Genomic DNA, 22448 nt, shown 5'->3' with positions numbered 1-22448 from the left:
ATTAACTAAAATAACCATAGTGTGAAAGAATCACACAATAAAAAAGGCGGCCTGTAAAGCCGCCTTTTTTATTTCAACGTGTTATTCCGGCTTATCCTTCAGCGGGAAACGACGGCGTACCAGCACAAAGAACAGCGGTACGAAATAGATAGCCAGAATCGTCGCCGAAATCATTCCCCCCATAACGCCCGTTCCCACCGCGTGCTGGCTGCTGGAGCCTGCGCCGGAGCTGGTGGCCATCGGCAGGACGCCAAACACAAACGCCAGAGAAGTCATCAGGATCGGGCGCAGGCGCTGACGACAGGCGTGCAGCGTGGCGGCCATCAGTTCGTGACCTTTGGCATTCATCTCATTGGCAAATTCGACGATCAGAATGGCGTTTTTCGCCGACAATCCGATTACGGTGAGGAGTCCGACCTGGAAATAGACATCATTTTCCAGGCCGCGCATCCAGGTTGCCAGCAGCGCTCCGATGACCCCGAGAGGCACCACCAGCATCACCGAGAACGGCACTGACCAGCTTTCATACAGCGCCGCCAGACAGAGGAACACCACCAGCAGCGAAAGGGCATACAGGGCAGGCGCCTGAGCGCCGGAAAGCCGTTCCTGGTAGGACATCGCCGTCCACTCCAGGCCAAAGCCGGTCGGTAACTGCTGAACCAGTTTTTCCATTATATCCATTGCGGTACCGGTACTGACGCCCGGCGCGGCTTCACCAACAATCTCCAGCGCCGAATAGCCGTTGTAACGCTCCAGACGCGGTGAACCGGTCTCCCAGCGTGACGTCGCAAATGCCGAGAACGGCACCATGCCGCCGGTGTTATTGCGCACATACCAGCGGTTGATATCGTCCGGCAGCATGCGGTATTTGGCGGCAGACTGAACGTAGACCTTCTTCACGCGGCCGCGATCCATAAAGTCATTCACGTAGCTTGAGCCCCACGCCGTTTGCAGGGTGTCGTTAATGTCGTCGATGGAGACGCCCAGCGCCTGCGCTTTACGCTGGTCAATATCCACCTGTAGCTGAGGGCTGTCATCCAGACCGTTATGACGAACACGGGTAAGCTGCGGATCTTTCCCGGCCAGCTCCAGCAGCTTGTCGCGAGCAGCCATCAACGCGTCATGCCCGGCGCCCGCGTGATCCTGAAGCTCCATATCAAACCCGGCTGAGCTGCCCAGGCCGCTGATGGCGGGCGGGCTGCTGGCGAAAACGCGCGCTTCCTTGATTTTGTTGAACGCTTTGGTTGCACGTTCAATGATGGCAAAGGAGGAGCCGGTATCGCTGTCGCGCTGGTCCCAGTCTTTCAGGCGCACAAACATACGCGCCACGTTCTGCCCGTTACCGCCAGGGCCAGAGCCGACGGTGGAGAAGACGGAGACCACGTTATCTTTCTCCTGAGTATGGAAGTAGTTTTCAACCTTCTGCACCACTTTCAGGGTCTGCTGCTGGGTCGAGCCGCTGGGTAACTGTACGGAGGTGATAAACATGCCGCGATCTTCCAGCGGCAGGAACGAGGTTGGCAGCCGCAGGAACAGGAAGACCATGCCGCCGAGCAGCAGGACATAAACCACCATCCAGCGTACGCTGCGGTGCAGTACTTTACCCACGCCCGCTTCATAGCGCGCCGCATTGCGGTTAAACATGCGGTTAAACCAGCCGAAGAAGCCTTTTTGACCGTGGTGTTCGCCCTTATGCAGCGGTTTCAGCAGCGTCGCGCACAGGGCAGGGGTAAGGATCATCGCCACCAGTACGGAGAGCACCATTGCAGAGACGATGGTGATCGAGAACTGGCGATAAATCGCGCCCGTGGTGCCGCCAAAAAACGCCATCGGGATAAATACCGCCGACAGCACCATGGCGATACCGACCAGCGCGCCCTGAATCTGTCCCATCGATTTGCGCGTGGCCTCGCGGGGCGAAAGCCCTTCCTCGCTCATGATGCGCTCAACGTTTTCCACCACCACGATGGCATCATCCACCAGCAGGCCGATGGCCAGCACCATGGCGAACATGGTCAGGGTATTGATGCTGTAACCGAAGGCATACAGCACCGCAAAGGTGCCCAGCAGCACCACCGGCACCGCAATGGTGGGGATCAGCGTGGCGCGGAAGTTTTGCAGGAACAGGTACATCACGAGGAACACCAGCGCGATAGCTTCGAGCAGGGTTTTCACCACATCTTCGATGGAGGCTTTTACGAACGAGGTGGTTTCGTAGGCGACTTTGTACTCCAGTCCGTGCGGGAAGTAATGCGACAGCTCATCCAGACGCTCTAGCACCCGCTGCGCGGTCGCCATTTCGTTGGCGCCGGAGGCCAGTTTCACCCCCAGCCCGGACGCGGCATTGCCGTTGAAGCGGCTCAGGTAGTCATATTTTTCCGCCCCCATCTCCACGGTGGCGACATCCCCCAGACGCACTTCCGAACCGTCCTGATTCACGCGTAGCGTGATATTGCGGAACTGTTCAGGTGTCTGGAGCAGCGACTGGGAGTTGATGGTGGCGTTAAGCGCCTGGTTGTCCACGGACGGCGTACCGCCGAGCTGCCCCACGGCAATCTGGGCGTTCTGCGATTCGATAGCGTCGGTGACATCTTTGGCGGTCATCTGCACGCTGTTCAGCTTGTTGGGATCCAGCCAGATACGCATGGAGTACTGCGAGCCGTAGGCGTCGATATCACCCACGCCGTTGATACGGCTGAGCGGGTCCTGAATATTACTGGCGACGTAGTCCGCTATGTCCTGCTTATCCATTGAGCCATCGGTTGAAACAAACGCGATGGTCAAAATATTGGTGTCACCGGTTTTACGCACGGTCACCCCCTGGTTCTGCACCGCCTGAGGCAGTTTACGCAGGGCCGATTGCAGCTGGTTTTGCACCTGCTGCACCGCTTCATCCGGATCCGTGCCCGCCGTAAAGCTCAGGGTTACCGTCGCCTGGCCCGTGGCGCTGCTCTGTGAGGACATGTACATCAGGTTATCGAGACCCGTCATGTTCTGCTCGATAACCTGGGTGACGGTATTTTCCAGCGTCTGTGCCGAGGCGCCAGGGTAGTTCGCCGTGATACGCACGTTGGGGGGCGCGAGGTCAGGGTATTGCTCAACAGGAAGGGACGTAATCGCCAGGACACCCGTCAGACACAACAGGATTGCAAGCACCCAGGCAAAAATGGGGCGATCGATGAAAAAATTCGCCATTAAAGTGTGACCTCGTTTTGCTGCACGTCATTATTGTTTATTGCCCGCCTAACTTTAGCGGTAAGGCCCAGGTCAAACGTGGAGAAATAAAGGAGATAATGTAAATTATCATGCGCTTTTTTCAGCGCGCCTTCTTTCTCGCTATTTTTCAGCCTGGGCCGCAGGCGTCTGGAACGTTACGCTGACCTGTGTCCCGCCCTGTGGCGGCTGAGAAAAGTGTAATGTCCCGCCGAGCCGTCCCGCGCGTTCGCGCATGATATTCAGCCCGTAATGCCCCGGCGGTTCGCTGGCGTCGCCGATACCAATGCCGTTGTCGCGGATCGTGACCGTGTGAGTGCCGTCCGCGGTGGTGACGCAGCTGACCACAATCTCGCTCGCGTCGGCATGTTTAATCGCATTCAGCACTGCCTCACGCACAATCTGTAAGAGGTGCACCTGTTTTTGTGCGTCCAGCGCCAGCGATGAGAGACGGCAGTCGAGCACCAGCTTCGCGCGGGTCTGGCTTTGCAACCCGTCGAGAGACTCCTGTAGCGCGGCAGGAAGATTGGCGTGATTGAGCGTCAGGCGGAAGGTGGTAAGCAGCTCGCGTAGCTGATGCCAGGCATTATTCAGCTCGCGGGAGAAGTCCGTAATGATGGTCTGCGCCGGAGCATTGTCGCCCGGCACGGCATGCTTCAGCAGCGTAAGCTGAATACGCAAATAGGAGAGCACCTGCGCCAGCGAATCATGCAGCTCGCGCGCGATGGTGGCGCGCTCCTCCATCAGCAGCAGCTGCTGATAATGTTTCTGCGCCTGATTAAAATAGAGCCCCCGGCCCAGCATCGTCGCCACGCTTTCCATGAGCGGCAGCGGAACATCCCCGGTCGCGCTTTGCCAGCGCAGTTCGCCGTACAGGGTGTCCTGCATTAACACCGGTAAATTGTGCATTTTCTCGCCCGGGGACTCCTGTCCTTCGTAAAGCTGCCAGTCGTCGCTGGTGCGCAATTGCAGGTAATTCATCTGCGTATAGTCATGCACAATCTGCAAAATATGCCGGAAACAGTGGCTGTCTATCTGCCCGGTATTCAACGCCTGTGAGCATTTAAACAGCATTTCGAGCTGCTGATGCGCTTCATTCAGGTGGCGGGTTTTTTCAGCAACGGAGCGCTCAAGTGAACGGTACAGGGTGTGTAATTCCGCCGACATATGGTTGAAGGCGCGGGAAAGCTGGCCCAGCTCGTTGGGAAGCGTAGTATCCGGCGCGGGAGTGTCGAATTGCCCCTGTTCGATACGCTCGCTCGCCGCCACCAGATTATTCAGCGGCAGCACAACCTGACGGCGGATGCGCCGCAGGGTCACCACCGCCAGCAGCAGGATGCCCAGGCCACCCGTCAGCGACATGAAAATCACCAGCTGAATTTTATGTTCGGTGTAGTGCTGTAGCGCCAGCACAAAGGCATCTATCCGGCCCACGAAATCCTCTATGTGGTTCTGATACCATCCGGTATCGCCGCTGGCGATGCGCGTGTCCATCTCCTGCCAGCCAAGGTGCAACTGCTGGTAACGCTGTTTGACGTCCTCTGGCACATACCAGCGGTTTAGCTTCTGCAACGCAGGCGCGCTCAGCTTTTTTTGCCAGACCGCGCGGTGCTCTGCCAGCGATGGGCCGGCGCGCTGCATTTCGTAGCCCAGGCGGTAGCTCTGCATACGCAGCGAGCCGGCGATGTTAATCGCCTCGGCGTCGCGCTGGCTGCTGGCGAGTGTGACCAGCGCAATGGCGCTGATCAGAACGGACAAGACAATCATCGAAAAGAAAGCCCGAGCCAGGCTTCCCGATACGGGGCGTTTAACGGTCACTCATCAGCTTCCTGAATTAAATTGATCTGCCACAGGTTCACTGGAAATAGTTCGGCTTCCTGGGCATTTGAACATTGCGTCGCCATGCCGCTGTGGGTAAATACGATAACAATAGAAAGAATAAGGTTATTGAACCAAAAACAGGTGTTGTTATGAATCGTTTTATTATGGCCAACGCTCAACAGTGTATCGGTTGTCGCGCCTGCGAAGTCGCCTGTGTGATGGCGCACAACGGGGAACAGCACGCGCTGAGCGAGCGCCATTTTCATCCCCGCATTACGGTCCTTACTTCTGGCTTGCGAAAAAGTCCCGTGACCTGCCACCACTGTGAAAATGCGCCCTGCGCGCAAAGCTGCCCGAACGGAGCCATCACGCAACACAACGACAGCGTACAGGTCAATCAACAAAAATGCATTGGCTGTAAAGCCTGCGTGGTGGCCTGTCCGTTTGGCACGATGGACATGCTGATCGCCCCGCTGGAAAACGACAGCGTAAAGGCCTCGGCGCACAAATGCGACCTCTGCCTGGAAAGGCCGCAAGGCCCGGCCTGCGTGGAAAACTGCCCGGCGGAGGTGCTTACGCTCGCCACCCCAGCCGTACTGGATAAGCTGGTTAAGCAGCGCCGACAGCGCAGCGCAAGGCTGAACGCGCTGCCGTGGCACAGCGAGGCGGTTCAGTCAGTCCCTCCGCAAACCAAACGGCAACAGATGCAAAACACCCCGGCGCGCGGTGAGCCGGATAAGCTCAGCCCCGAAGCACGCGCATACCATTTTAACGAGATCTACCTGCCGTTTCGCCCGGAACAGGCGCAGCGCGAGGCATCCCGGTGCCTGAAATGTGGCGAGCACAGCATTTGCGAGTGGACCTGCCCGCTGCATAACCACATTCCCCAGTGGATTGAGCGGATCGGGGCGGGGGATATCGTCGGTGCGGCTGAGCTTTCTCACCAGACTAACTGTTTACCGGAAATTACCGGCCGCGTCTGCCCACAGGATCGATTATGTGAAGGCGCCTGCACCCTGCGGGATGCGTCAGGAGCAGTAACCATCGGTAATATCGAACGGTATATCTCGGATCGGGCGCTGGCGATGGGCTGGACGCCGGACATCAGCCACGTTAAGCCGGTCGGTAAGCGCGTCGCCATCATCGGCGCCGGTCCGGCAGGGCTGGCCTGCGCCGACGTGCTGGTGCGCAGCGGCGTCGGCGTGACGGTCTACGACCGCCATCCGGAAATCGGCGGATTGCTGACCTTTGGTATTCCGGCCTTCAAGCTGGATAAATCCCTGTTAGCGCGGCGCAGAGAGATATTCAGCGCGATGGGCATCCGCTTCGAGCTGAACTGCGAGGTGGGAAAAGACGTGTCGATGGCCCAACTGCAAAACGACTACGATGCCCTGTTCATCGGCGTAGGGACCTATCGTTCCATGAAAGCGGGTATCCCTCACGAAGACGCGCCGGGCGTGTACGACGCGCTGCCGTTTTTAGTGGCAAACACGCGGAACGTGATGGGCCTTGATCCTGCCGCAGACGAACCGTTTATCGACACGCAGGGTTTAAACGTGGTGGTGCTCGGCGGGGGCGATACGGCGATGGACTGCGTGCGCACCGCGCTGCGGCATGGCGCGGCGAAAGTCACCTGCGCCTATCGGCGGGACGAGGCCAACATGCCGGGCTCAAAGAAAGAGGTTAAAAACGCGAAAGAAGAGGGCGCAGCGTTTGAATTTAATGTCCAGCCGGTTGAGCTCACGCTGGATACCGACGGGAAGGTCAACGGTATCCGGATGCTGCGTACCAGGCTGGGCGAGCCGGATGCGCAGGGGCGGCGGCGTCCTGTCCCGGTGGCGGGCAGTGAGTTTGTTATGCCAGCGGATGCGGTGATCATGGCGTTTGGGTTTAATCCGCACGCCATGCCGTGGCTTCAGGCGCAGGGCGTCGACACCGACGACTGGGGGCGCATCAGGGCCTCCGTGGAGAGCCGTTATCGCTACCAGACCTCGAATCCGCAGATTTTTGCTGGCGGTGATGCGGTACGCGGTGCGGATCTGGTGGTCACCGCGATGGCGGAAGGGCGCCATGCCGCGCAGGGGATCATGGACTGGCTTGGCGTGCCGCCGCGCAACATGCATTAATGCAGACGGGCGACAAAGCGGGCTTCACGGCGTAGTATAAACAGACTCATTTTGCCGTGGAGCCCGTATGTCCCTGAACATTAGCGTTATTAAAGACAAAATCCTTTCTGAAAATTACTTTGTCCTGCGTAACATCACTTACGATCTCACCCGTAAGAACGGGGACGTCATTCGCCATAAACGCGAAGTCTATGACCGGGGCAATGGTGCAACCATTCTGCTGTATAATCGTGAAAAGCAAAGCGTGGTGCTGATCCGCCAGTTTCGCATCGCGACATGGGTCAATGGCAACGCGGACGGACGTCTGATTGAAACCTGCGCAGGTCTGCTGGATGACGATGAGCCGGAAGTGTGTATCCGCAAAGAAGCCATTGAGGAGACGGGCTTTGAAGTGGGGGCGGTGCAGAAAGTCTTTGAGCTGTTTATGTCCCCTGGCGGGGTTACCGAGCTGATCCACTTCTTCATTGCGGAATATACCGATGCCCAGCGCACGCACCGGGGCGGCGGCGTGGACGATGAAGACATTGAAGTGCTGGAAATGCCTTTCGCTCAGGCTGTCGACATGGTGAAACGCGGCGAGATCCGCGACGGTAAAGCGGTGATCCTGTTGCAGTATCTGCAAACCAGCGGGCTGATGAATGCGGCGGCGGAAGCGCGATAAGTTGTATTTCAGATAAATCTATCCGATAAATCCGATTGAGCCAGCCCGCCCAGGGCACGAAGATACGCCCCAGATTGACCTATTCGTTTCCGGGGCTGTGCTGTTCATGCGCTACTGCGTTTTTCTTCTCTTCTTCATTTGCGTGCTTCCCGCGCCTTTGGTGTGGGCTGCGCCTGCGCAGCAGTCTTTTTCAGACTGGCAGGTGACCTGCAATAACCAGAACTTCTGCGTAGCGCGCAATACCGGCGAGCATCGCGGTCTGGTCATGACGCTGAGCCGCAGTGCGGGGGCAAAAACGGACGCCAGCCTGCGCATCGATCTCGGCGGGCTTTCGGCGCCTCCGGTGAAAGAGCCTGACATCGCCCCGCGCCTGCTGCTCGACAAGGTGCCGCTTAAACTCACGTCGCAACACTGGCAGTTAACCCCTTGGCATCTTAAAACAGACGATACGGCCACCATCACCACGTTTCTGAAAACCATTCAGGAAGGGCAGGCGCTGACTCTGCGCGGGGGGAAGCAGACAATTTCTCTGGCCGGTCTGAAAGCGGCGCTGCTGTTTATCGATGCCCAGCAAAAACGCGTCGGAAGTGAAACGGCATGGATTAAAAAAGGGGATAGTCCACCGCTGAGCGTGCCGCCTGCGCCGGCTTTAAAAAAGGTGGCGGTGGTGAACCCCACGCCAACGCCGCTGACGCATAACGAACTCAACGATCTGCTGGATTATGGTACCTGGCGCATGAACCACAGCCAGTGCTCTCTCGATCCGAACCGGCGTGAAGTGCGCGTGACCGCGCTGACCGATGACAAAGCGCTGATGATCATCAGCTGTGAGGCGGGGGCGTACAACACCGTCGACCTGGCGTGGCTGGTGTCGCGTAAAAAACCATTTTCGGCCAGGAGCGTGAGATTGCGCCTGCCGTTTACCCCTTCCAGCCAGACTAGCGACATGGAGCTGATGAATGCCAGCTTCGACGAAAAAACGCGCGAGCTGACCACGCTGGCGCTGGGACGCGGGATTGGCGACTGTGGGATCCAGACCCGCTGGCGTTTTAACGGCCAGCGCTTCCGCCTGGTACGCTACGCGGAAGAGCCAAGCTGTGATAACTGGAATGGGCCAGATGCCTGGCCCACGCTGTGGATCACAAGGTAGGGTTTTGCCGGGTGGCGCTGTCGCTTACCCGGCCTACTTTTTAGAATCGTAGGCCCGATAAGGCGTAGCCGCCACCGGGCACGAGGGCATCACCGATCGCTCTTACGGAAAAAGTCGTTATACAGCATATACAAATGCGCCGCGCTCCAGGAGAAGTTAGGTGCGCCCTGCTGTGCTCCGGTCAGGGGGCTATAGTTCTCCTGAATCGGGCCGTCCGAGGTTAACCCTTTCGCATGCTTAAAGAAGGTTTCGGCGAGGGTTTGCGCCTGCTCACGATAGCCGTAACGTTCCATGCCTTTTAGTCCAAACCAGAACTGATCGACCCAGACCCGGCCGCGCCAGTATATGTCTGCGCCGAACGCCGGGTTTGTCAGCGCGGCGGTGCCGAGCGGTACCCAAGTATTGAACTCCTTCGGATCCAGCATCACCTTGACCACGGCATCCGCATGTTCCTGCGTCGCGGCACCGTTAAACAGCGGAGACCAGCCTTCCGGCCCTTTACCACGCTCGACGATAGGTTTGCCCGCACAGCCGTTCGCCAGCGGCTTATCCTCGATACGAATGTCATAGTAAAACCCGCTTTTCGCATCGAACATGCAGGTGTTGATATAGGTTGCGAGTTTATCTGCCAGCTGGCGATAGTGGCTGGCCTCCTGCTCTTTACCCAGCAGGCTCGCCATCTGCGCCAGATAGTGATTGTCGCTGTACATATAGCTTGCCTGGTCAACGGACTCCTGTAATAAGGAATACCCTAACAAATCGCCTTTTTTACTCCTGTTTTCGGCAAATTTAACCGTCCAGTCGCTGCGTTTCCCGCCGTTTTCAACGTACTTATCCAGCTGCGCTTTATCGATAAATCCGAATACGGCGGCATCATCGCGCCCGGACTCCCACGAGGCGGCCACCTGCGCGGGGATCTCCAGGCTGTCGTACTGGCCGTTATCGATTATCCGTGCGTAGTTATTCAGGCCGGAAAGCGACTCTTCTTTATCACCTTTTTTCACCGTGAACAGCATCTCGCCGGTAGCGGTGTTATGGGCCTTATCACGCGTCGCACCGTACTCCGGCACGCCGTTGCCGTTATGATCGCGGTTACGCAGCCACCAGTCGTGATAGGCAACCAGTTTTGGATACATCTCGGCAAGCCAGGCTTTATCCTGCGTGGTGTTATACACCTCCATCACCGACCATGCCGCCAGGCTCGGCTTGGTGTTACGCTCGTTCCAGTTACCGCCGTCGCCGCCTCGTTCCGGGCTCAGGTTCCAGGCGATTAAATCCGGCACAAATCCGGTATCCTGCGGGCGCACCGGATCGTCGGGTTTGATCTGCCAGGAGAAGACCGCGCGGATGTTCTCTTTGGCGATCTCCGGGTTGAAATGCGCCATGGCAAATGCCTGTTTCCAGGTGTCCCACGGCCAGGTCTGGTTGCCGGAGAACCAGCGTCCGGTTACGGAGGGCGTCACCGTGTTAAAACGCACCGCGCCGCCTGGCGAACGCCAGTTACCGTTCAACGTCTCGATGGCTTTCACCGCCACGCGCGTTTGTTCTGGAGTCGCGTGCGGGTTGGTTAACCCTTGTTGTAAATACCTCTCCCAGCGCGCTTGCGAGGCGGCCATAAAGTAGGCCGGACGCGCCAGAATGTCGCGGATCTGCGGCTGTTCACGCGCGACGTCATCGGCGTTCAGCAGATGGGAGTAGGTAGTGTACAGCGTGGTGCTGCCGGAAATCTGTGCCCGGCTGGTAAAGCGATGTCCGTCAACGGTGGTCTCGGCAGGAAGAGAGCGGTGTAACTGATATTCGGAACTGCCGGAGGTGAGCAGATCCCAGGTGGAGCGTACCTTGCCGAAGGTCACCTTCAGGCCGTCGCGCGTGGCTACAATTTTACGCTGATAATCAGGATATGCGCTGTCGATGGTTTTATCCGAACGCGGCTTGCCCTCTTTGGCCTCCAGTTTTTCCAGCAGCTCGCCGTCCCACACCAGCTCCAGCGGCGTTTTGCTGGTAATACGGGTTTCAAGCAGCGAAGTACGCGCAGAAGCAAAGCGCAGCGTCATCACGATCTGAACATCCCTGGCGCTCAGTTTCTGCACCAACGCGCCAGGGAGGCTGTAGGCTTCAAGGGTGAAATCCACTTTTTTACCGTTCTGGTAAACGGACAGGCGATCAAAATTCGTCGCCATAAAGTTGATGTACTCTTCGGTGAGCAGCGCTACGCCGGGAAATCCGCCCTGGGTCTGCGGCCCGTCCGGCAGCAAATGCCCATGCCAGGCACCCATATCAAAAAAGGGATTAAACCGCTGGTGGTCGTCGTAGTCGAAATCCTGCATGAAGAGCGGCGCGCCGGTACGGTTGATGACGTTTTTGAAGTCAGTTGCGGTGGCGGCGTGAGCCGAAAAACTGAGCGCCAGCGCGCAGGCCAGCGGCGTGAGGACGTATTTCATGGTGGTAGATCCTTTTTACCAGTAGAAGTATTGCATCAGGAAGACCTGATCGCTCGGGTCGCCGGAGGCATTTTTCATATAGAAGCGGCTGTCGGCAGCGGTGGCAAAACGCCCGCCGCCGTACTCGTACCAGATCCCGAACTGCATAAACGAGGTAGTTTTTTCAGCCGCATCGTCCGGACGATGTTTCGCGTAGCTGTAAGCAGTGGAGAGATAAACGCCTTTCAGGGCTTCCACCATGGCGCTGACCATAAATCCGCTCTCCGTGCCGGAGACGTTCTGTCCATCTGCCCGTCCGGTATGATGCCACGCGCGTGCCGCCAGGTTGGGTGTCAAAACGCCTGTTAAAAAGAGCTGGCCTGTACCGTCGGTAATTTCAAGACCGTTCATCCAGGTGACATCTTTCATGATGTCGTACTGAATATAGCCATTCGCCATTGCCGGATAGGTATATTTGTCGTCATAACGATCGTATTTGCCGAAGTGCAGCCAGGCCTTGCTTTCGTCATGGTGACCCGCTGGCGTGGCGGTGACGCTATAGCGCAGGTTGCCGGAGAGGTTTTGCACCTTTAGTGCGTACAAGATGTCGCGGGTGTTGGGGATCACATAACCCAGATCCGGCGTAAAATCGCCCCACCATTGCAGGTCATCGAGAGACGAGTCCTGGCGCAGGCTGAGCATGATCTCGGTGCTGTTATCGGTTTTGTAACCGCCGTAGAAGCGGTTAATCCCACCTTCAAACCCGCCCCAGCTGTGATCGGGCACCCAGGCGTTGCCCTGATGATCCGCCTGTACGGTCCAGCCTTCGCCGTAAATCAGGCCGAACCAGTTCCCCTGTTTTATCTCCAGACCGCCCTCAATATAAGTGCCGTCGCTGTATTTATGTTTATCCTGACCTTCTAAATCCATATACCCACCGACGCCCATCTCGCCATAAAAACGAAATGACGGGGAGGTTATTGCCGGTGTTTTGGTATCGTCATGTTCAGCGGGCCGGGCATCTTCTGCGGCAATAGCAGGGCAGCAGAAAGAGAGGGCAGCGAGTGCCCAAAATGTTTTTTGTTTAATTTTCATAAACTCATCCCAATGAGATAAAATCCATGCCTTTTATTTCAGTTAATATTCGAGGCAGGTGATGCTTCAATTTTTTGTTGTTCTTTTGATAATCCGTTTACGTATTTGCTGTATTTCCACCAGGCAAATCCGAGGAATAAAACAATGCCACCGACGTTATAGAAAATAATCGTCAGAATATTGGCACCGGTAGGGAAAGTGGATGCCACAAAACCAATGGCGAAAATAACAATCAGCATCGACACTATGGTTATACCCGTGGTTCGTGAACCCATCCTGAAATCGCGCGGCAGGTGATCGAGCTTACGACGTAGGTTGAGGTAGGCCAGCATAATAAACAGCGGCGGTAACATTGAGGCTGCGGCGGTCATATTGATGACGGTGTTCATCAGCTCCTGCGCGGTACTGGAGCCCATGGTCGGGATAATCATCAGTGGGATCACAATCAAATACTGGATCCAGGCCGCGCGCGCCGGTACGCCGTTTTCGTTCAGCGCCACGGTTTTCGGACCAAAAATGCCGGTCGGGATCTCCGAGAAAAAGATTTTGACCGGCGTCGCCGTCCACATCAGCAGGGAACCGAACATGGCGGTAAAGGAAACCAGACCGACGAAACGGTTCATCAACACTTCCGGCAGGCCAAACCACACCGCCAGACCGTGGAACACCTGCACCGAACCCCCGGTAAACTTCAACGCTTTGCTGCTGATAAAGACGTTGATCAGTACCGAGGAGATGGAGTACAGCACGCCGATAAAGATCCCCGCCAGGATGATCACTTTAACGAAAGATTTCGAACCGCCTTTCACATCGTTTACGTACACCGCGACGGATTCCGCGCCCCCGGCAGCCATAAATATCCCGGTGGTAATGCCGAGGAATGCCCAGTTAAAATGCGGGATCATCGCGTCGACGGTAATCGGATCAGCGGGCTGCACCCCACCCATTAGCGCCGCGCCCGCCAGCAGAATGTAAGAGAGCGTCAGCAGCAGCATCAGCGTGGAGGTTACAGACGTAATTGGCCCCAGCATCTTCGCCCCGTTGGTGGAGACCCACGTTGAGAAGGCGAACAGCACCATACTTAGCACCGTTGTGGCAAATGGTGTGAGAATGTACTCATAGCCAAGAAAGGCATAAGAGGCATAGGCAATGACGCGCGGTAATAACGAGGTGAAGAAGAATAAATTCACGAACCAGTATGTATAAGCGGTAATAAATGCCCAGCGCCCGCCGAGTGAACTTTTTACCCAGGCATAAACTCCAGCTTCTGAGTTTTTATTCAACGAGACAAACTCAGCGATAATTAAGCAGAACGGGATAAAATAGAACAGGGTTGCTAAAAAGAACATCGGCGCGGAGGCAAGTCCGAGTTCGATATTATTATTGATCACGTTGTTAAAACTAAACACGGCGGCAAAGGTCAGCGACAGCAGGCCGAATTTGCCGATGGTATTGCGTTTGGTGGTTTCAGACATAACGTTTCTCCGGGTAAGAGGCTAGCGGTGCTTCATTGGCACCGCTCGTTTTTTTATTTGTTATGGAAATAACCGTCTTCGATGGTCACATTGAGAATGACTTTTTTGACCGGCTCCTCGCTGATAAAGCGATACGCCTCATGGTTCTCACAAATTACGATCTGCCCCTCGCGCACCTGTTCGGTGGTACCCACGCCTTTCAGGTATTCTCGATCGGTCTCATCGCGGTAGCACTCCACTGTCTGAAGCGCATCTTTGGCGGCATATTCAATTTTCTGCGCGCCCTGAAGGTAGTAATGCACCTCGAAATAGCGGCGATGCCCGACAAACAGCGCGTCGGTGCTGGCATCATTGGTCACACGGTAGGCCAGCGAATCGCCAATCGAATGGGCTACGCCGGGCGAGATATTATCGATATTGTTAATGGCTTCTGAGCAGCGCTGCCATTTGCGACCCGCGCGGTAATGCTGTTGAAACTGTTCCAGGCTCTCAAGAACGATCATTTGTCTGCCTCGCTGTGCAAATCCATGGAGAAGAAACCGGTGCCGAATTGCTGGCGTGCCAGCGCCATCGAGGCGATGCGGCCGCCATTGAGCGGGAGCAATGTGAAGCCGTAGCGGAACGGACTGAACCAGACGCGCCAGCTCTCCAGTACCTCACTTCCCCAGGAATTGGAGCCTAAGCCCAGCACCTGGTGGTCAAGATTAAGCGTAATGTCATCGCAGCGGCGCAGTTCGTTGCAGTGCTGTGCGGCGTGAATATTCTCAGCCGTGTAGTGCCAGGCGCTGAAGTGGAGAGGCTGTTGCGGTACGACCAGCACGCCGCTGCCATGACGATCCGCGAGGGAGGCCCAGCGCACCTGCTGACGGTTGCCGTTGTTTTGCGGGAACGGATAATTTTCAAACATCTTATCAACCGTGGTGTGCCACAGGTCGATGGTGCTGGCCTGCTGGCTGTCCGGATAGTTTTCACCCGGCCCTCGCCCGTAGTAGCTCACCTGATCGAAACCGCCGTTGATGCCAAGCGTAAAGCCGATGCACGGAATGATGTGCGGGTACTCGCCGTAGCGCTCACCGCATAGCTCAACGTTGATCTGCCCGTCGGCGGCGATGCGCCAGCGATAGGTACAGCGCATGCCAAAATCAAACACTGGCGGGGCAATCAGGGTACGGGTGGTGACGATGACCGCATCGTTATGCTGCTCAACCTCGAAACCGCGCAGATGCTCCTGCATGATCTGGAAATGATACGGCTGCCACAGCCCTTCATACTCCTGCTTATGGTTATCAATCATGGGCTTGAAGAAGTTAATCTTCGGCTCACGGGTAAGGTATTCCTCACCGTTCACCTGCCAGGCGCTGAGTTTTCCCGATACTTTAGAGAAGCTCGCGCGGAAGTTATGCCCGGTCACGGTGCAGCTCAGGCGATCTTCCTCCAGACGCAGCGGAGCGGCACTGGTGTTGATAAACGGTGTCGGGCGTGCCGTGCGGCCTTTTAACGGGAACTGATACACCGCGATCTCGTGCCCGACCTCGCTGTAGCGCGTGGGACTGTTTTTGATAATACGTACAGTCAGAAATGCTTCGCGCTCGTCCAGTTCCGGCAAGTGCAGGCTGACGCTGCGGGAGCTGTTGGGGGCCAACCCGGTGATGTTCAGTGGCTCGCTGTGCAGCGTTTCACCTTCCGCACGCACCTCCGTGAGCAGGGTGTAATCATCCAGGCTGGTGAACCATAAGCGGTTATCAACGTGCAGCTCACCGTTTTGCCAGCGCAGTTTGACCGGGGCGATCACCTGCTTGTACTCACGCAAACCTGGCCCGGGCGTTTGATCGGAGTAGATCAGCCCGTCGAGGCAGAAGTTGTAATTATTGGGGTAATCACCGAAGTCGCCGCCATAGGCGTACCAGATGTTGCCGCTGGCGTCTGTTTTCTGAATACCGTGGTCGCACCACTCCCAGACATAATGCCCCTGAATGCAGTCGTGGCGATCGAACACGTTCTGATACTCGGTCAACCCGCCGGGACCGTTGCCCATCGCATGGGCGTATTCGCAGATAATGCGCGGTTTGGCGTGCGGGTATTCGCCAAACAGATTCATCAGCGGTACGCGGGTATACATGGTGGAGATAATGTCCACCACCTCGGCGTCGCGATCTTCTTCGTAGTGAAGCAGGCGAGTATCATCCAGCGCTTTTGCCGCACGGGCCATCGCGCGGATGTTACAGCCGTAGCCGGACTCGTTTCCGAGCGACCAGATGATGATCGACGGATGATTTTTCTGCGCGTGAATATGGCGTTCGATGCGCTCAACGTAGACCGGCTCCCACACCGGATCGTCCGTAATGCGGCTCAGGTCGCCGACGTTGGCGAAGCCGTGAGACTCCACATCCGTTTCAGCCATTACAAACAGGCCGTACAGGTCGCAAAGCTCGTAAAAGCGCGGGTCGTTCGGGTAGTGGGCGGTACGTACCGAGTTGATATTGTGCTGCTTCATCAGGATCAGGTCGCGCTCCACGCGATCCATCCCCACCGCGCGGCCCCTCAGATGATCGTTGTCATGACGATTGACGCCGTGCAGCTTCAGATAACGGTTGTTAACGTAGAACAGGCCGTCTTTCACCTTGATATCCCGAAACCCGATGCGCTGCGGGATGATTTCCAGCGTCTGGCCATGGTTATCTTTTAAAGTCATGACCAGATGATAAAGATCCGGCGATTCAGCGGACCACTGGCGGGGTTGCCTCACCTCAATGCTGAAGGCGGTTTCCGCACGCTCGCTGACGGTCAGGTTGTCGGTTGTTCCCTTGTGCAGCACTGTCTCGCCGTCGTACAGGGTATAATCCAGTTGAACACAGCCAGGGCGTGCAGCAAGGTTTTCCAGCTCAAGCTGACAGAAGAGGGTGGCATCCCGGTATGCCTCGTCGAAGGTGGTTTTAACCGTGAAATCGCGGACATGCGTGAGTGATTTTCCCAGCAGGTAGACGTCGCGGAATATCCCCGCCGTCCACCACATGTCCTGATCCTCAATGTAGGTGGAATCTGCCCACTGCATAACCCGCACGCACAACAGGTTTTGCCCGCTGTGTACCGCATCGCTGATATCAAACTCGGCAGACAGTCGGCTGCCTTTGCTAAAGCCTATATAGCGGCCATTCACGTAGACTTCGAAATAGGTTTCGACGCCGTCAAACTTGATAAGGGTCTGTTTCTCTTGCCAGCTTTCAGAAAGCGTAAACCAGCGCTGGTATGCCCCGGTCGGGTTGTCTGACGGCACCCATGGTACGTCCACCGGGAAAGGAAAGCCTTCGTCGGTGTACTGCAACTGACCGTGACCTTCCATCTGCCACATGCCCGGCACGGTAATATCGCCCCAGTCGGCCATGTATTCTGAGGTAAAGTTTTCCGGGACAAGCAGCGGGTTCGTGAAGAAGCGAAAGTTCCACTTTCCGCTTAGCGACAGAAAGTGGCTGCTGGCTTCACGCGCAAACGTGCGCGCCCGGGAAACGGTGTCATAAGAGAAGAAGTACGCACGCGGCGGGAGCCGGTTTTCATGCGTGAGTTGAATATTTTCCCAGCGATTCATGTGATCTCCCTGTAGGGGTAAAACATCATTGCTGGAGATTTTAGTAAATATTTTACTAAATAAAATCAGTAAAACCGATTTGCTTTAACTCGATCACGAAATTATAAAAGCCGGGCGTGCCCGGCGGGAGAGTTAACAGGTGGAAATCAGCGGGTGGTGCCGCGCAGCTTCAGTACGCTCGGGACAAAGACCTGAAGCGGTAGCGCGCGGCCATCGCGGGCCTTTTCCAGCAGCAGATTAACGCCCTGGCTGCCCATCATTTCAGAGTGAATGCGCACGGTGGAAAGAGGCGGGAAGGTAAAGCGGGCGGTTGGAATGTCGTTCACGCTGATCAGTGAAATATCTTCCGGGATCGCCAGCCCTTTTTCGTGGATGGCGCGTAACACCCCGATGGCGATGGAATCGGAGGCCACGAACAAGGCGGAAGGCCAGCACTGTTGTGCCAGCATGATTTTTGCCAGTTCATAACCGGACGAGCTGGAAAAACCGCCGCGCCAGATGTCCTGTTCCGATACCACCCCTTTCAGGAGCCCGTACTCCACGAAGGCGGCTTCCCGAATATCAGCCTTGCCTGGCTCATCTTCGCCGCCGATAAAGCCAATCCGCTTAACTCCCTGAGCAATAAAGAAATCCACGATCTGCTTGCTGATGCGCGAAAGGTCAATATCGACAGAATCGTACTCGCTGCCTGGCTCGTGAAAGTCGATAAAACAGACGTTGTCGGTCAACGACATTGCCGCACGTCGAAGCGCAGGGGAGGGTTTGCCTACAATCAACACCCCGGTGAGCTTTTTCAGCTCCGGCAGGGTGGCATTAGCGTAGCAGTTACTCAGTTCGACCCCCAGTTTTTCGCACTGCGTCTCAATGCCGTGGCGAATGGCAAGATAGTAAGGGTCGTTGATCTCCAGTTCCTGCTGGTAGCTGTAGAGCGCCAGAATATGTTGCTGACCGGCAGCGACAGACTGCATTTTACGGGAGGTCGTGCTTTTGTATTCCAGCTTCTCGGCAATCTCCAGAATGCGGTGTTTCGTCTCTTCTTTCACATTCAGCGTCGGGTCATCGTTTAAAACCCGGGATACCGTTGCCAGCGAGACGCCAGCTTCCGTCGCGATGTCTTTCAGCGTTGCCATGTTTGTCCTTATTCCCCACGAGATAGCTTATTGTAAAGGATGCGTTCGGACATGCATTAATTTTTAGTAAATAACATTCCTGTTGCCCTCGCCAGTTACCGTGTTAGTATTTAGTAAAATTTTACCAAGGAGGCAAAAGTGGAAACGGTAGCATACGATGATTTTGCAAAGCTCGAGATCCGCGTGGGGAAGATTGTTGACGTTAAACGTCACGCCAATTCGGACAAGCTCTATATTGCGCAGATAGAGGTGGGAGACAGAACGTTGCAAACCGTCACCAGCCTGGTGCCGTATTACCGGGAAGAGGAGCTGATGGGCAAAACGGTGGTGGTGTTGTGTAACCTGGCAAAGGCTAAAATGCGCGGTGAAACATCTGAATGCATGTTGCTCTGCGCGGAAACCGATGACGCCCGAGAAAGTGTGTTATTAACGCCGGAGCGGGTGATGGCGGCAGGGGTAAGAGTGGTGTGAAAAAGCCGGGTGGCGGCTACGCCTTACCCGGCCTACAAAGCCTCGAACCGCAGGCCGGGTAAACGACAGCGTCACCCGGCAAAAGCACTACAGCACGCTTAGCGCCTTCTCCACCACGTTCTCAACGGTAAAGCCGAAATACGGGAACAACTTGTCGGCCGGGGCGGATTCACCGTAACCATGCATCCCGACAATTGCCCCTTTCAGACCCACATATTTGTACCAGTAGTCGGCAATGCCAGCTTCGACCGCCACGCGCGCCGCGACGTTTGAAGGCAGCACCGATTCGCGGTACGCCTCATCCTGAGCATCAAAGATATCCGTTGAAGGCAGGGAAACCACGCGCACCGCGTGACCTTCGGCGGTCAGTTTCTCCGCCGCTTTTACCGTGATTTCCACCTCGGAACCGGTGGCGATCAGGATCACGTCTGGCTTGCCGCCGCTGTCTTTCAGGATGTACCCGCCGCGGGCGATATTTTTCACCTGCTCCGGCGTGCGCTCGATCTGCGCCAGGTTCTGGCGCGACAGGATCAGCGCCGTGGGTCCGTTATGACGCTCTACGGCCAGCTTCCAGCCCACTGCCGCTTCCACCTGATCGCAAGGACGCCAGGTGCTGAAGTTTGGCGTTAAGCGCAGGCTCGCCAGCTGCTCTACCGCCTGGTGCGTCGGCCCATCTTCACCCAGCCCGATAGAGTCGTGGGTGTACACCATGATTTGCCGCGCCTTCATCAGGGCCGCCATACGCGCCGCGTTACGGGCATATTCGACAAACATCAGGAAGGTGGCGGTGTACGGCACGAAGCCGCCATGGTGGGCGATGCCGTTGGCAATGGCGGTCATCCCAAACTCGCGCACGCCGTAGTGGATGTAGTTCCCGGCAATGTCCTCCTTCAGGGATTTAGAGCCGGACCAGATGGTAAGGTTACTTGGCGCCAGATCCGCCGAGCCGCCCAGCAGTTCGGGCAGGATTGGGCCAATCGCGTTCAGGGTGTTTTGTGATGCCTTACGGGTGGCAATTTTCGCCGGGTTGGATTGCAGGTTCTCAATCAGCGCATGAGTTTTCTCTTCCCAGTCTTCCGGCAGGCCGCCGCTCATGCGGCGGGTAAACTCAGCCGCCAGCTCCGGATACGCTTTTTTGTAGGCGGCAAACTTCTCGTTCCAGGCCTGCTGCGCTTTTTCACCTGTTTCGCGAGCATCCCAGGCCTTGTAGATCTCTTTTGGGATCTCAAAGGCCGGGTGTTTCCAGCCCAGTTTCTGGCGGGTCAGCGCCACTTCCTCTTCACCCAGCGCCGCGCCGTGCGCTTCCTCTTTGCCCGCTTTGTTCGGCGAGCCGAAGCCGATGGTGGTGCGGCAGATGATCAGGGACGGTTTGTCCTTCACGCTCTGCGCTTCCTGAATCGCTTTTTTCACCGCCTCAGGATCGTGACCGTCGATCTCGTGCACTACGTGCCAGTGATAGGCTTCAAAGCGTTTCGCCGTATCGTCGGTAAACCAGCCCTCGGTTTCCCCGTCAATGGAGATACCGTTGTGATCGTAGAAGCCAATCAGCTTGCCCAGCCCCAGGGTGCCCGCCAGAGAACAGACCTCGTGAGAGATCCCCTCCATCAGACAGCCGTCGCCCATAAAGACATAGGTATAGTGATCGACAATCTCGTGGTCGGGCTGGTTGAACTGCGCGGCCAGCGTACGTTCGGCAATCGCCAGGCCAACCGCATTCGCCAGCCCCTGGCCCAGCGGGCCGGTAGTGGTTTCAACGCCCGGCGTATAGCCGATCTCCGGGTGGCCCGGCGTTTTGGAGTGCAGCTGGCGGAAGTTTTTTAACTCCTCAAGCGGCAGATCGTAGCCGGAAAGGTGCAGCAGGCTGTAGAGCAGCATCGAGGCGTGCCCGTTGGAAAGAATAAAACGGTCGCGGTCGTACCAGGTCGGATCGGTAGGGTTGTGCTTCAGGAAGTCGTTCCACAGCACTTCGGCGATATCAGCCATCCCCATGGGGGCGCCAGGGTGGCCGGAATTGGCTTTTTGTACGGCATCCATGCTGAGGGCGCGAATGGCGTTGGCGAGCTCTTTACGGGACATAGTTCACTCCGTGGCAAGGTTAAAGTTTGGCGGCGAGAAGATCTTCGAGTTTGCGCTGGTCGACGGCGAACTGACGGATGCCGTCCGCCAGTTTTTCCACGGCCATTGGATCCTGATTGTGCTCCCAGCGGAATTCCGCTTCGGTCATGGGTTTTGGTTTTGGCAGAACGGTGGAGGTTGGCACAAGCTTGCGGATCACCGTCTCTTCACTCTCCTGAAGCTTCTTCAGCAGGTCTGGGGAGATGGTCAGCCGGTCGCAGCCCGCGAGCGCGAGGATCTGCTCGGTGCGGCGGAAGCTGGCCCCCATCACGATGGTCTCGTAGCGGTGCTGCTTGTAATAATCGTAGATATTACGCACCGATTTCACGCCGGGATCTTCGTCCACCACATACGGATCCATCGGCTGTTTCGCCTGATACCAGTCGTAGATACGTCCGACAAACGGTGAAATCAGGAACACGCCCGCTTCGGCGCAGGCACGCGCCTGGGCGAAGGAGAACAGCAGCGTCAGGTTACAGTTGATCCCCTCTTTCTCCAGCACTTCCGCCGCGCGGATGCCTTCCCAGGTGGAGGCAAGCTTGATCAGGATGCGTGATTTATCGATCCCCTGCTCCTGATAGAGTTCCACCAGGCGGCGAGCCTTGCTAATGCTCTTTTCCTGGTCGAATGAGAGGCGGGCATCCACTTCGGTGGAGACGCGTCCCGGTATGCTTTTAAGAATTTCCGCACCGATATTGACCGCCAGCTTGTCACTGGCTTCGGCGACCTGCTGCTCCTGCGTTTTCCCGCGCTGTTTGCCGTAGGCAAGGGCGTCATCAATCAGATGACTAAAGTGCGCAAGACCGGCCGCCTTGAGCAGCAGCGAGGGGTTGGTGGTCGCGTCTTCCGGCTGGTAGTGACGAATCGATTCGATGTCGCCGCTGTCTGCAACCACGGTGGTAAATTGTTTGATGCCGTCTAGCTGGTTCATAATTACTCCTTGGAAATAAAAGAGTTAGTCGAGTGCGTCAGGTCACACTTCTGAGAAAATCATGATGGACTTAACAAAAAAGCATAGCAGACGGGGGAGGCATTGCTGTCTGAGACGGGTAACATGGCTGTTATAAATTGATAACAATTTTTATTCTGCAATGGTGAGAGTTTGGCAGCCTTCAAAGTTTAGGAGCCTGCCTGCGGCGATACTATGCGGCACACCAGGGTGTGCATAGGAACGTCAACATCACCCTT

At 56.5% G+C, this 22448-nt stretch carries 14 protein-coding genes; 4 read left to right on the top strand and 10 right to left on the bottom strand.

Going from position 1 to position 22448, the window contains the following annotated elements; translation table 11 throughout:
• Window positions 1-81: 81 nt before the first annotated feature.
• Together acrD and narQ are read right to left on the bottom strand one after the other, a co-directional pair.
• Window positions 82-3195 (bottom strand): multidrug efflux RND transporter permease AcrD, encoded by a 3114-nt coding sequence (gene acrD, locus ACOTX5_RS04025; RefSeq protein ID WP_045911338.1) that lies wholly within the window; start codon window positions 3193-3195, stop codon window positions 82-84.
• A 141-nt stretch (window positions 3196-3336) separates the two neighbouring features.
• Window positions 3337-5031 (bottom strand): nitrate/nitrite two-component system sensor histidine kinase NarQ, encoded by a 1695-nt coding sequence (gene narQ, locus ACOTX5_RS04020; RefSeq protein ID WP_059453036.1) that lies wholly within the window; start codon window positions 5029-5031, stop codon window positions 3337-3339.
• Window positions 5032-5183: 152 nt separating this feature from the next.
• Here narQ and aegA point away from each other — a divergent pair, with 152 nt between their 5' ends.
• From aegA to ACOTX5_RS04005, 3 genes are all read left to right on the top strand, one after another.
• Window positions 5184-7160, top strand: coding sequence for a formate-dependent uric acid utilization protein AegA (aegA, locus tag ACOTX5_RS04015; RefSeq protein WP_072052501.1), 1977 nt, complete (start codon window positions 5184-5186; stop codon window positions 7158-7160).
• Between the two features lie 67 nt (window positions 7161-7227).
• Window positions 7228-7821, top strand: a complete 594-nt coding sequence (nudK, locus tag ACOTX5_RS04010) for a GDP-mannose pyrophosphatase NudK (RefSeq protein ID WP_045911342.1) — start codon at window positions 7228-7230, stop codon at window positions 7819-7821.
• 106 nt (window positions 7822-7927) lie between these two features.
• Window positions 7928-8971: a DUF1176 domain-containing protein gene (locus ACOTX5_RS04005; protein WP_045911343.1), complete on the top strand. Its 1044-nt coding sequence runs from the start codon at window positions 7928-7930 to the stop codon at window positions 8969-8971.
• A gap of 89 nt (window positions 8972-9060) precedes the next feature.
• Here ACOTX5_RS04005 and ygjK read toward each other — a convergent pair whose 3' ends face one another.
• The 6 genes from ygjK to ebgR all read right to left on the bottom strand — a co-directional run bounded on the left by ygjK (window position 9061) and on the right by ebgR (window position 18674).
• Window positions 9061-11412 (bottom strand): alpha-glucosidase, encoded by a 2352-nt coding sequence (gene ygjK, locus ACOTX5_RS04000; protein WP_045911344.1) that lies wholly within the window; start codon window positions 11410-11412, stop codon window positions 9061-9063.
• A 15-nt stretch (window positions 11413-11427) separates the two neighbouring features.
• Window positions 11428-12486: a protein YgjJ gene (gene ygjJ / locus ACOTX5_RS03995; RefSeq protein WP_017692955.1), complete on the bottom strand. Its 1059-nt coding sequence runs from the start codon at window positions 12484-12486 to the stop codon at window positions 11428-11430.
• Window positions 12487-12524: 38 nt separating this feature from the next.
• Complete coding sequence (locus ACOTX5_RS03990; protein ID WP_063945168.1) at window positions 12525-13961, bottom strand: amino acid permease; 1437 nt, start codon at window positions 13959-13961, stop codon at window positions 12525-12527.
• 53 nt (window positions 13962-14014) lie between these two features.
• On the bottom strand, window positions 14015-14464 hold the full coding sequence (locus ACOTX5_RS03985; RefSeq protein WP_045911345.1) for a beta-galactosidase subunit beta: 450 nt from the start codon (window positions 14462-14464) through the stop codon (window positions 14015-14017).
• Window positions 14461-17544 (bottom strand): beta-galactosidase subunit alpha, encoded by a 3084-nt coding sequence (gene ebgA, locus ACOTX5_RS03980; RefSeq protein ID WP_045911346.1) that lies wholly within the window; start codon window positions 17542-17544, stop codon window positions 14461-14463. The genes ACOTX5_RS03985 and ebgA overlap by 4 nt, the downstream gene beginning before the upstream one ends.
• Before the next feature lie 146 nt (window positions 17545-17690).
• Window positions 17691-18674, bottom strand: coding sequence for a transcriptional regulator EbgR (ebgR, locus tag ACOTX5_RS03975; protein ID WP_015572215.1), 984 nt, complete (start codon window positions 18672-18674; stop codon window positions 17691-17693).
• A 138-nt stretch (window positions 18675-18812) separates the two neighbouring features.
• On the opposite strand from ebgR, the gene ACOTX5_RS03970 reads away from it, so the two are divergent.
• Window positions 18813-19145 carry a tRNA-binding protein gene (locus tag ACOTX5_RS03970; protein WP_063438898.1) on the top strand — a complete coding sequence of 111 codons (333 nt, stop codon included), beginning with the start codon at window positions 18813-18815 and terminating at the stop codon, window positions 19143-19145.
• Between the two features lie 87 nt (window positions 19146-19232).
• On the opposite strand, the gene tkt is transcribed toward ACOTX5_RS03970, so the two are convergent.
• Entirely contained in the window at window positions 19233-21221 is a 1989-nt protein-coding gene (tkt, locus tag ACOTX5_RS03965) for a transketolase (RefSeq protein WP_023295116.1), read from the bottom strand.
• Window positions 21222-21240: 19 nt separating this feature from the next.
• Complete coding sequence (gene tal / locus ACOTX5_RS03960; protein WP_015572217.1) at window positions 21241-22191, bottom strand: transaldolase; 951 nt, start codon at window positions 22189-22191, stop codon at window positions 21241-21243.
• Window positions 22192-22448 lie beyond the last annotated feature (257 nt).

Origin of the sequence: Enterobacter cloacae complex sp. IR5441, assembly GCF_049238215.1 — a bacterium.
GTDB classification, from domain to species: domain Bacteria; phylum Pseudomonadota; class Gammaproteobacteria; order Enterobacterales; family Enterobacteriaceae; genus Enterobacter; species Enterobacter hormaechei_C.
This window is presented reverse-complemented; position numbering and strand designations above follow the sequence as displayed.

Excerpts from the sequence above, each read along its gene's own strand:
- acrD (WP_045911338.1), bottom strand. The coding sequence starts at position 3,195 with ATGGCGAATTTTTTCATCGATCGCCCCATTTTTGCCTGGGTGCTTGCA.
- aegA (WP_072052501.1), top strand. The coding sequence starts at position 5,184 with ATGAATCGTTTTATTATGGCCAACGCTCAACAGTGTATCGGTTGTCGC.
- nudK (WP_045911342.1), top strand. The coding sequence starts at position 7,228 with ATGTCCCTGAACATTAGCGTTATTAAAGACAAAATCCTTTCTGAAAAT.
- ACOTX5_RS04005 (WP_045911343.1), top strand. The coding sequence starts at position 7,928 with ATGCGCTACTGCGTTTTTCTTCTCTTCTTCATTTGCGTGCTTCCCGCG.
- ygjK (WP_045911344.1), bottom strand. The coding sequence starts at position 11,412 with ATGAAATACGTCCTCACGCCGCTGGCCTGCGCGCTGGCGCTCAGTTTT.
- ygjJ (WP_017692955.1), bottom strand. The coding sequence starts at position 12,486 with ATGAAAATTAAACAAAAAACATTTTGGGCACTCGCTGCCCTCTCTTTC.
- ACOTX5_RS03990 (WP_063945168.1), bottom strand. The coding sequence starts at position 13,961 with ATGTCTGAAACCACCAAACGCAATACCATCGGCAAATTCGGCCTGCTG.
- ACOTX5_RS03985 (WP_045911345.1), bottom strand. The coding sequence starts at position 14,464 with ATGATCGTTCTTGAGAGCCTGGAACAGTTTCAACAGCATTACCGCGCG.
- ebgA (WP_045911346.1), bottom strand. The coding sequence starts at position 17,544 with ATGAATCGCTGGGAAAATATTCAACTCACGCATGAAAACCGGCTCCCG.
- ebgR (WP_015572215.1), bottom strand. The coding sequence starts at position 18,674 with ATGGCAACGCTGAAAGACATCGCGACGGAAGCTGGCGTCTCGCTGGCA.
- tkt (WP_023295116.1), bottom strand. The coding sequence starts at position 21,221 with ATGTCCCGTAAAGAGCTCGCCAACGCCATTCGCGCCCTCAGCATGGAT.
- tal (WP_015572217.1), bottom strand. The coding sequence starts at position 22,191 with ATGAACCAGCTAGACGGCATCAAACAATTTACCACCGTGGTTGCAGAC.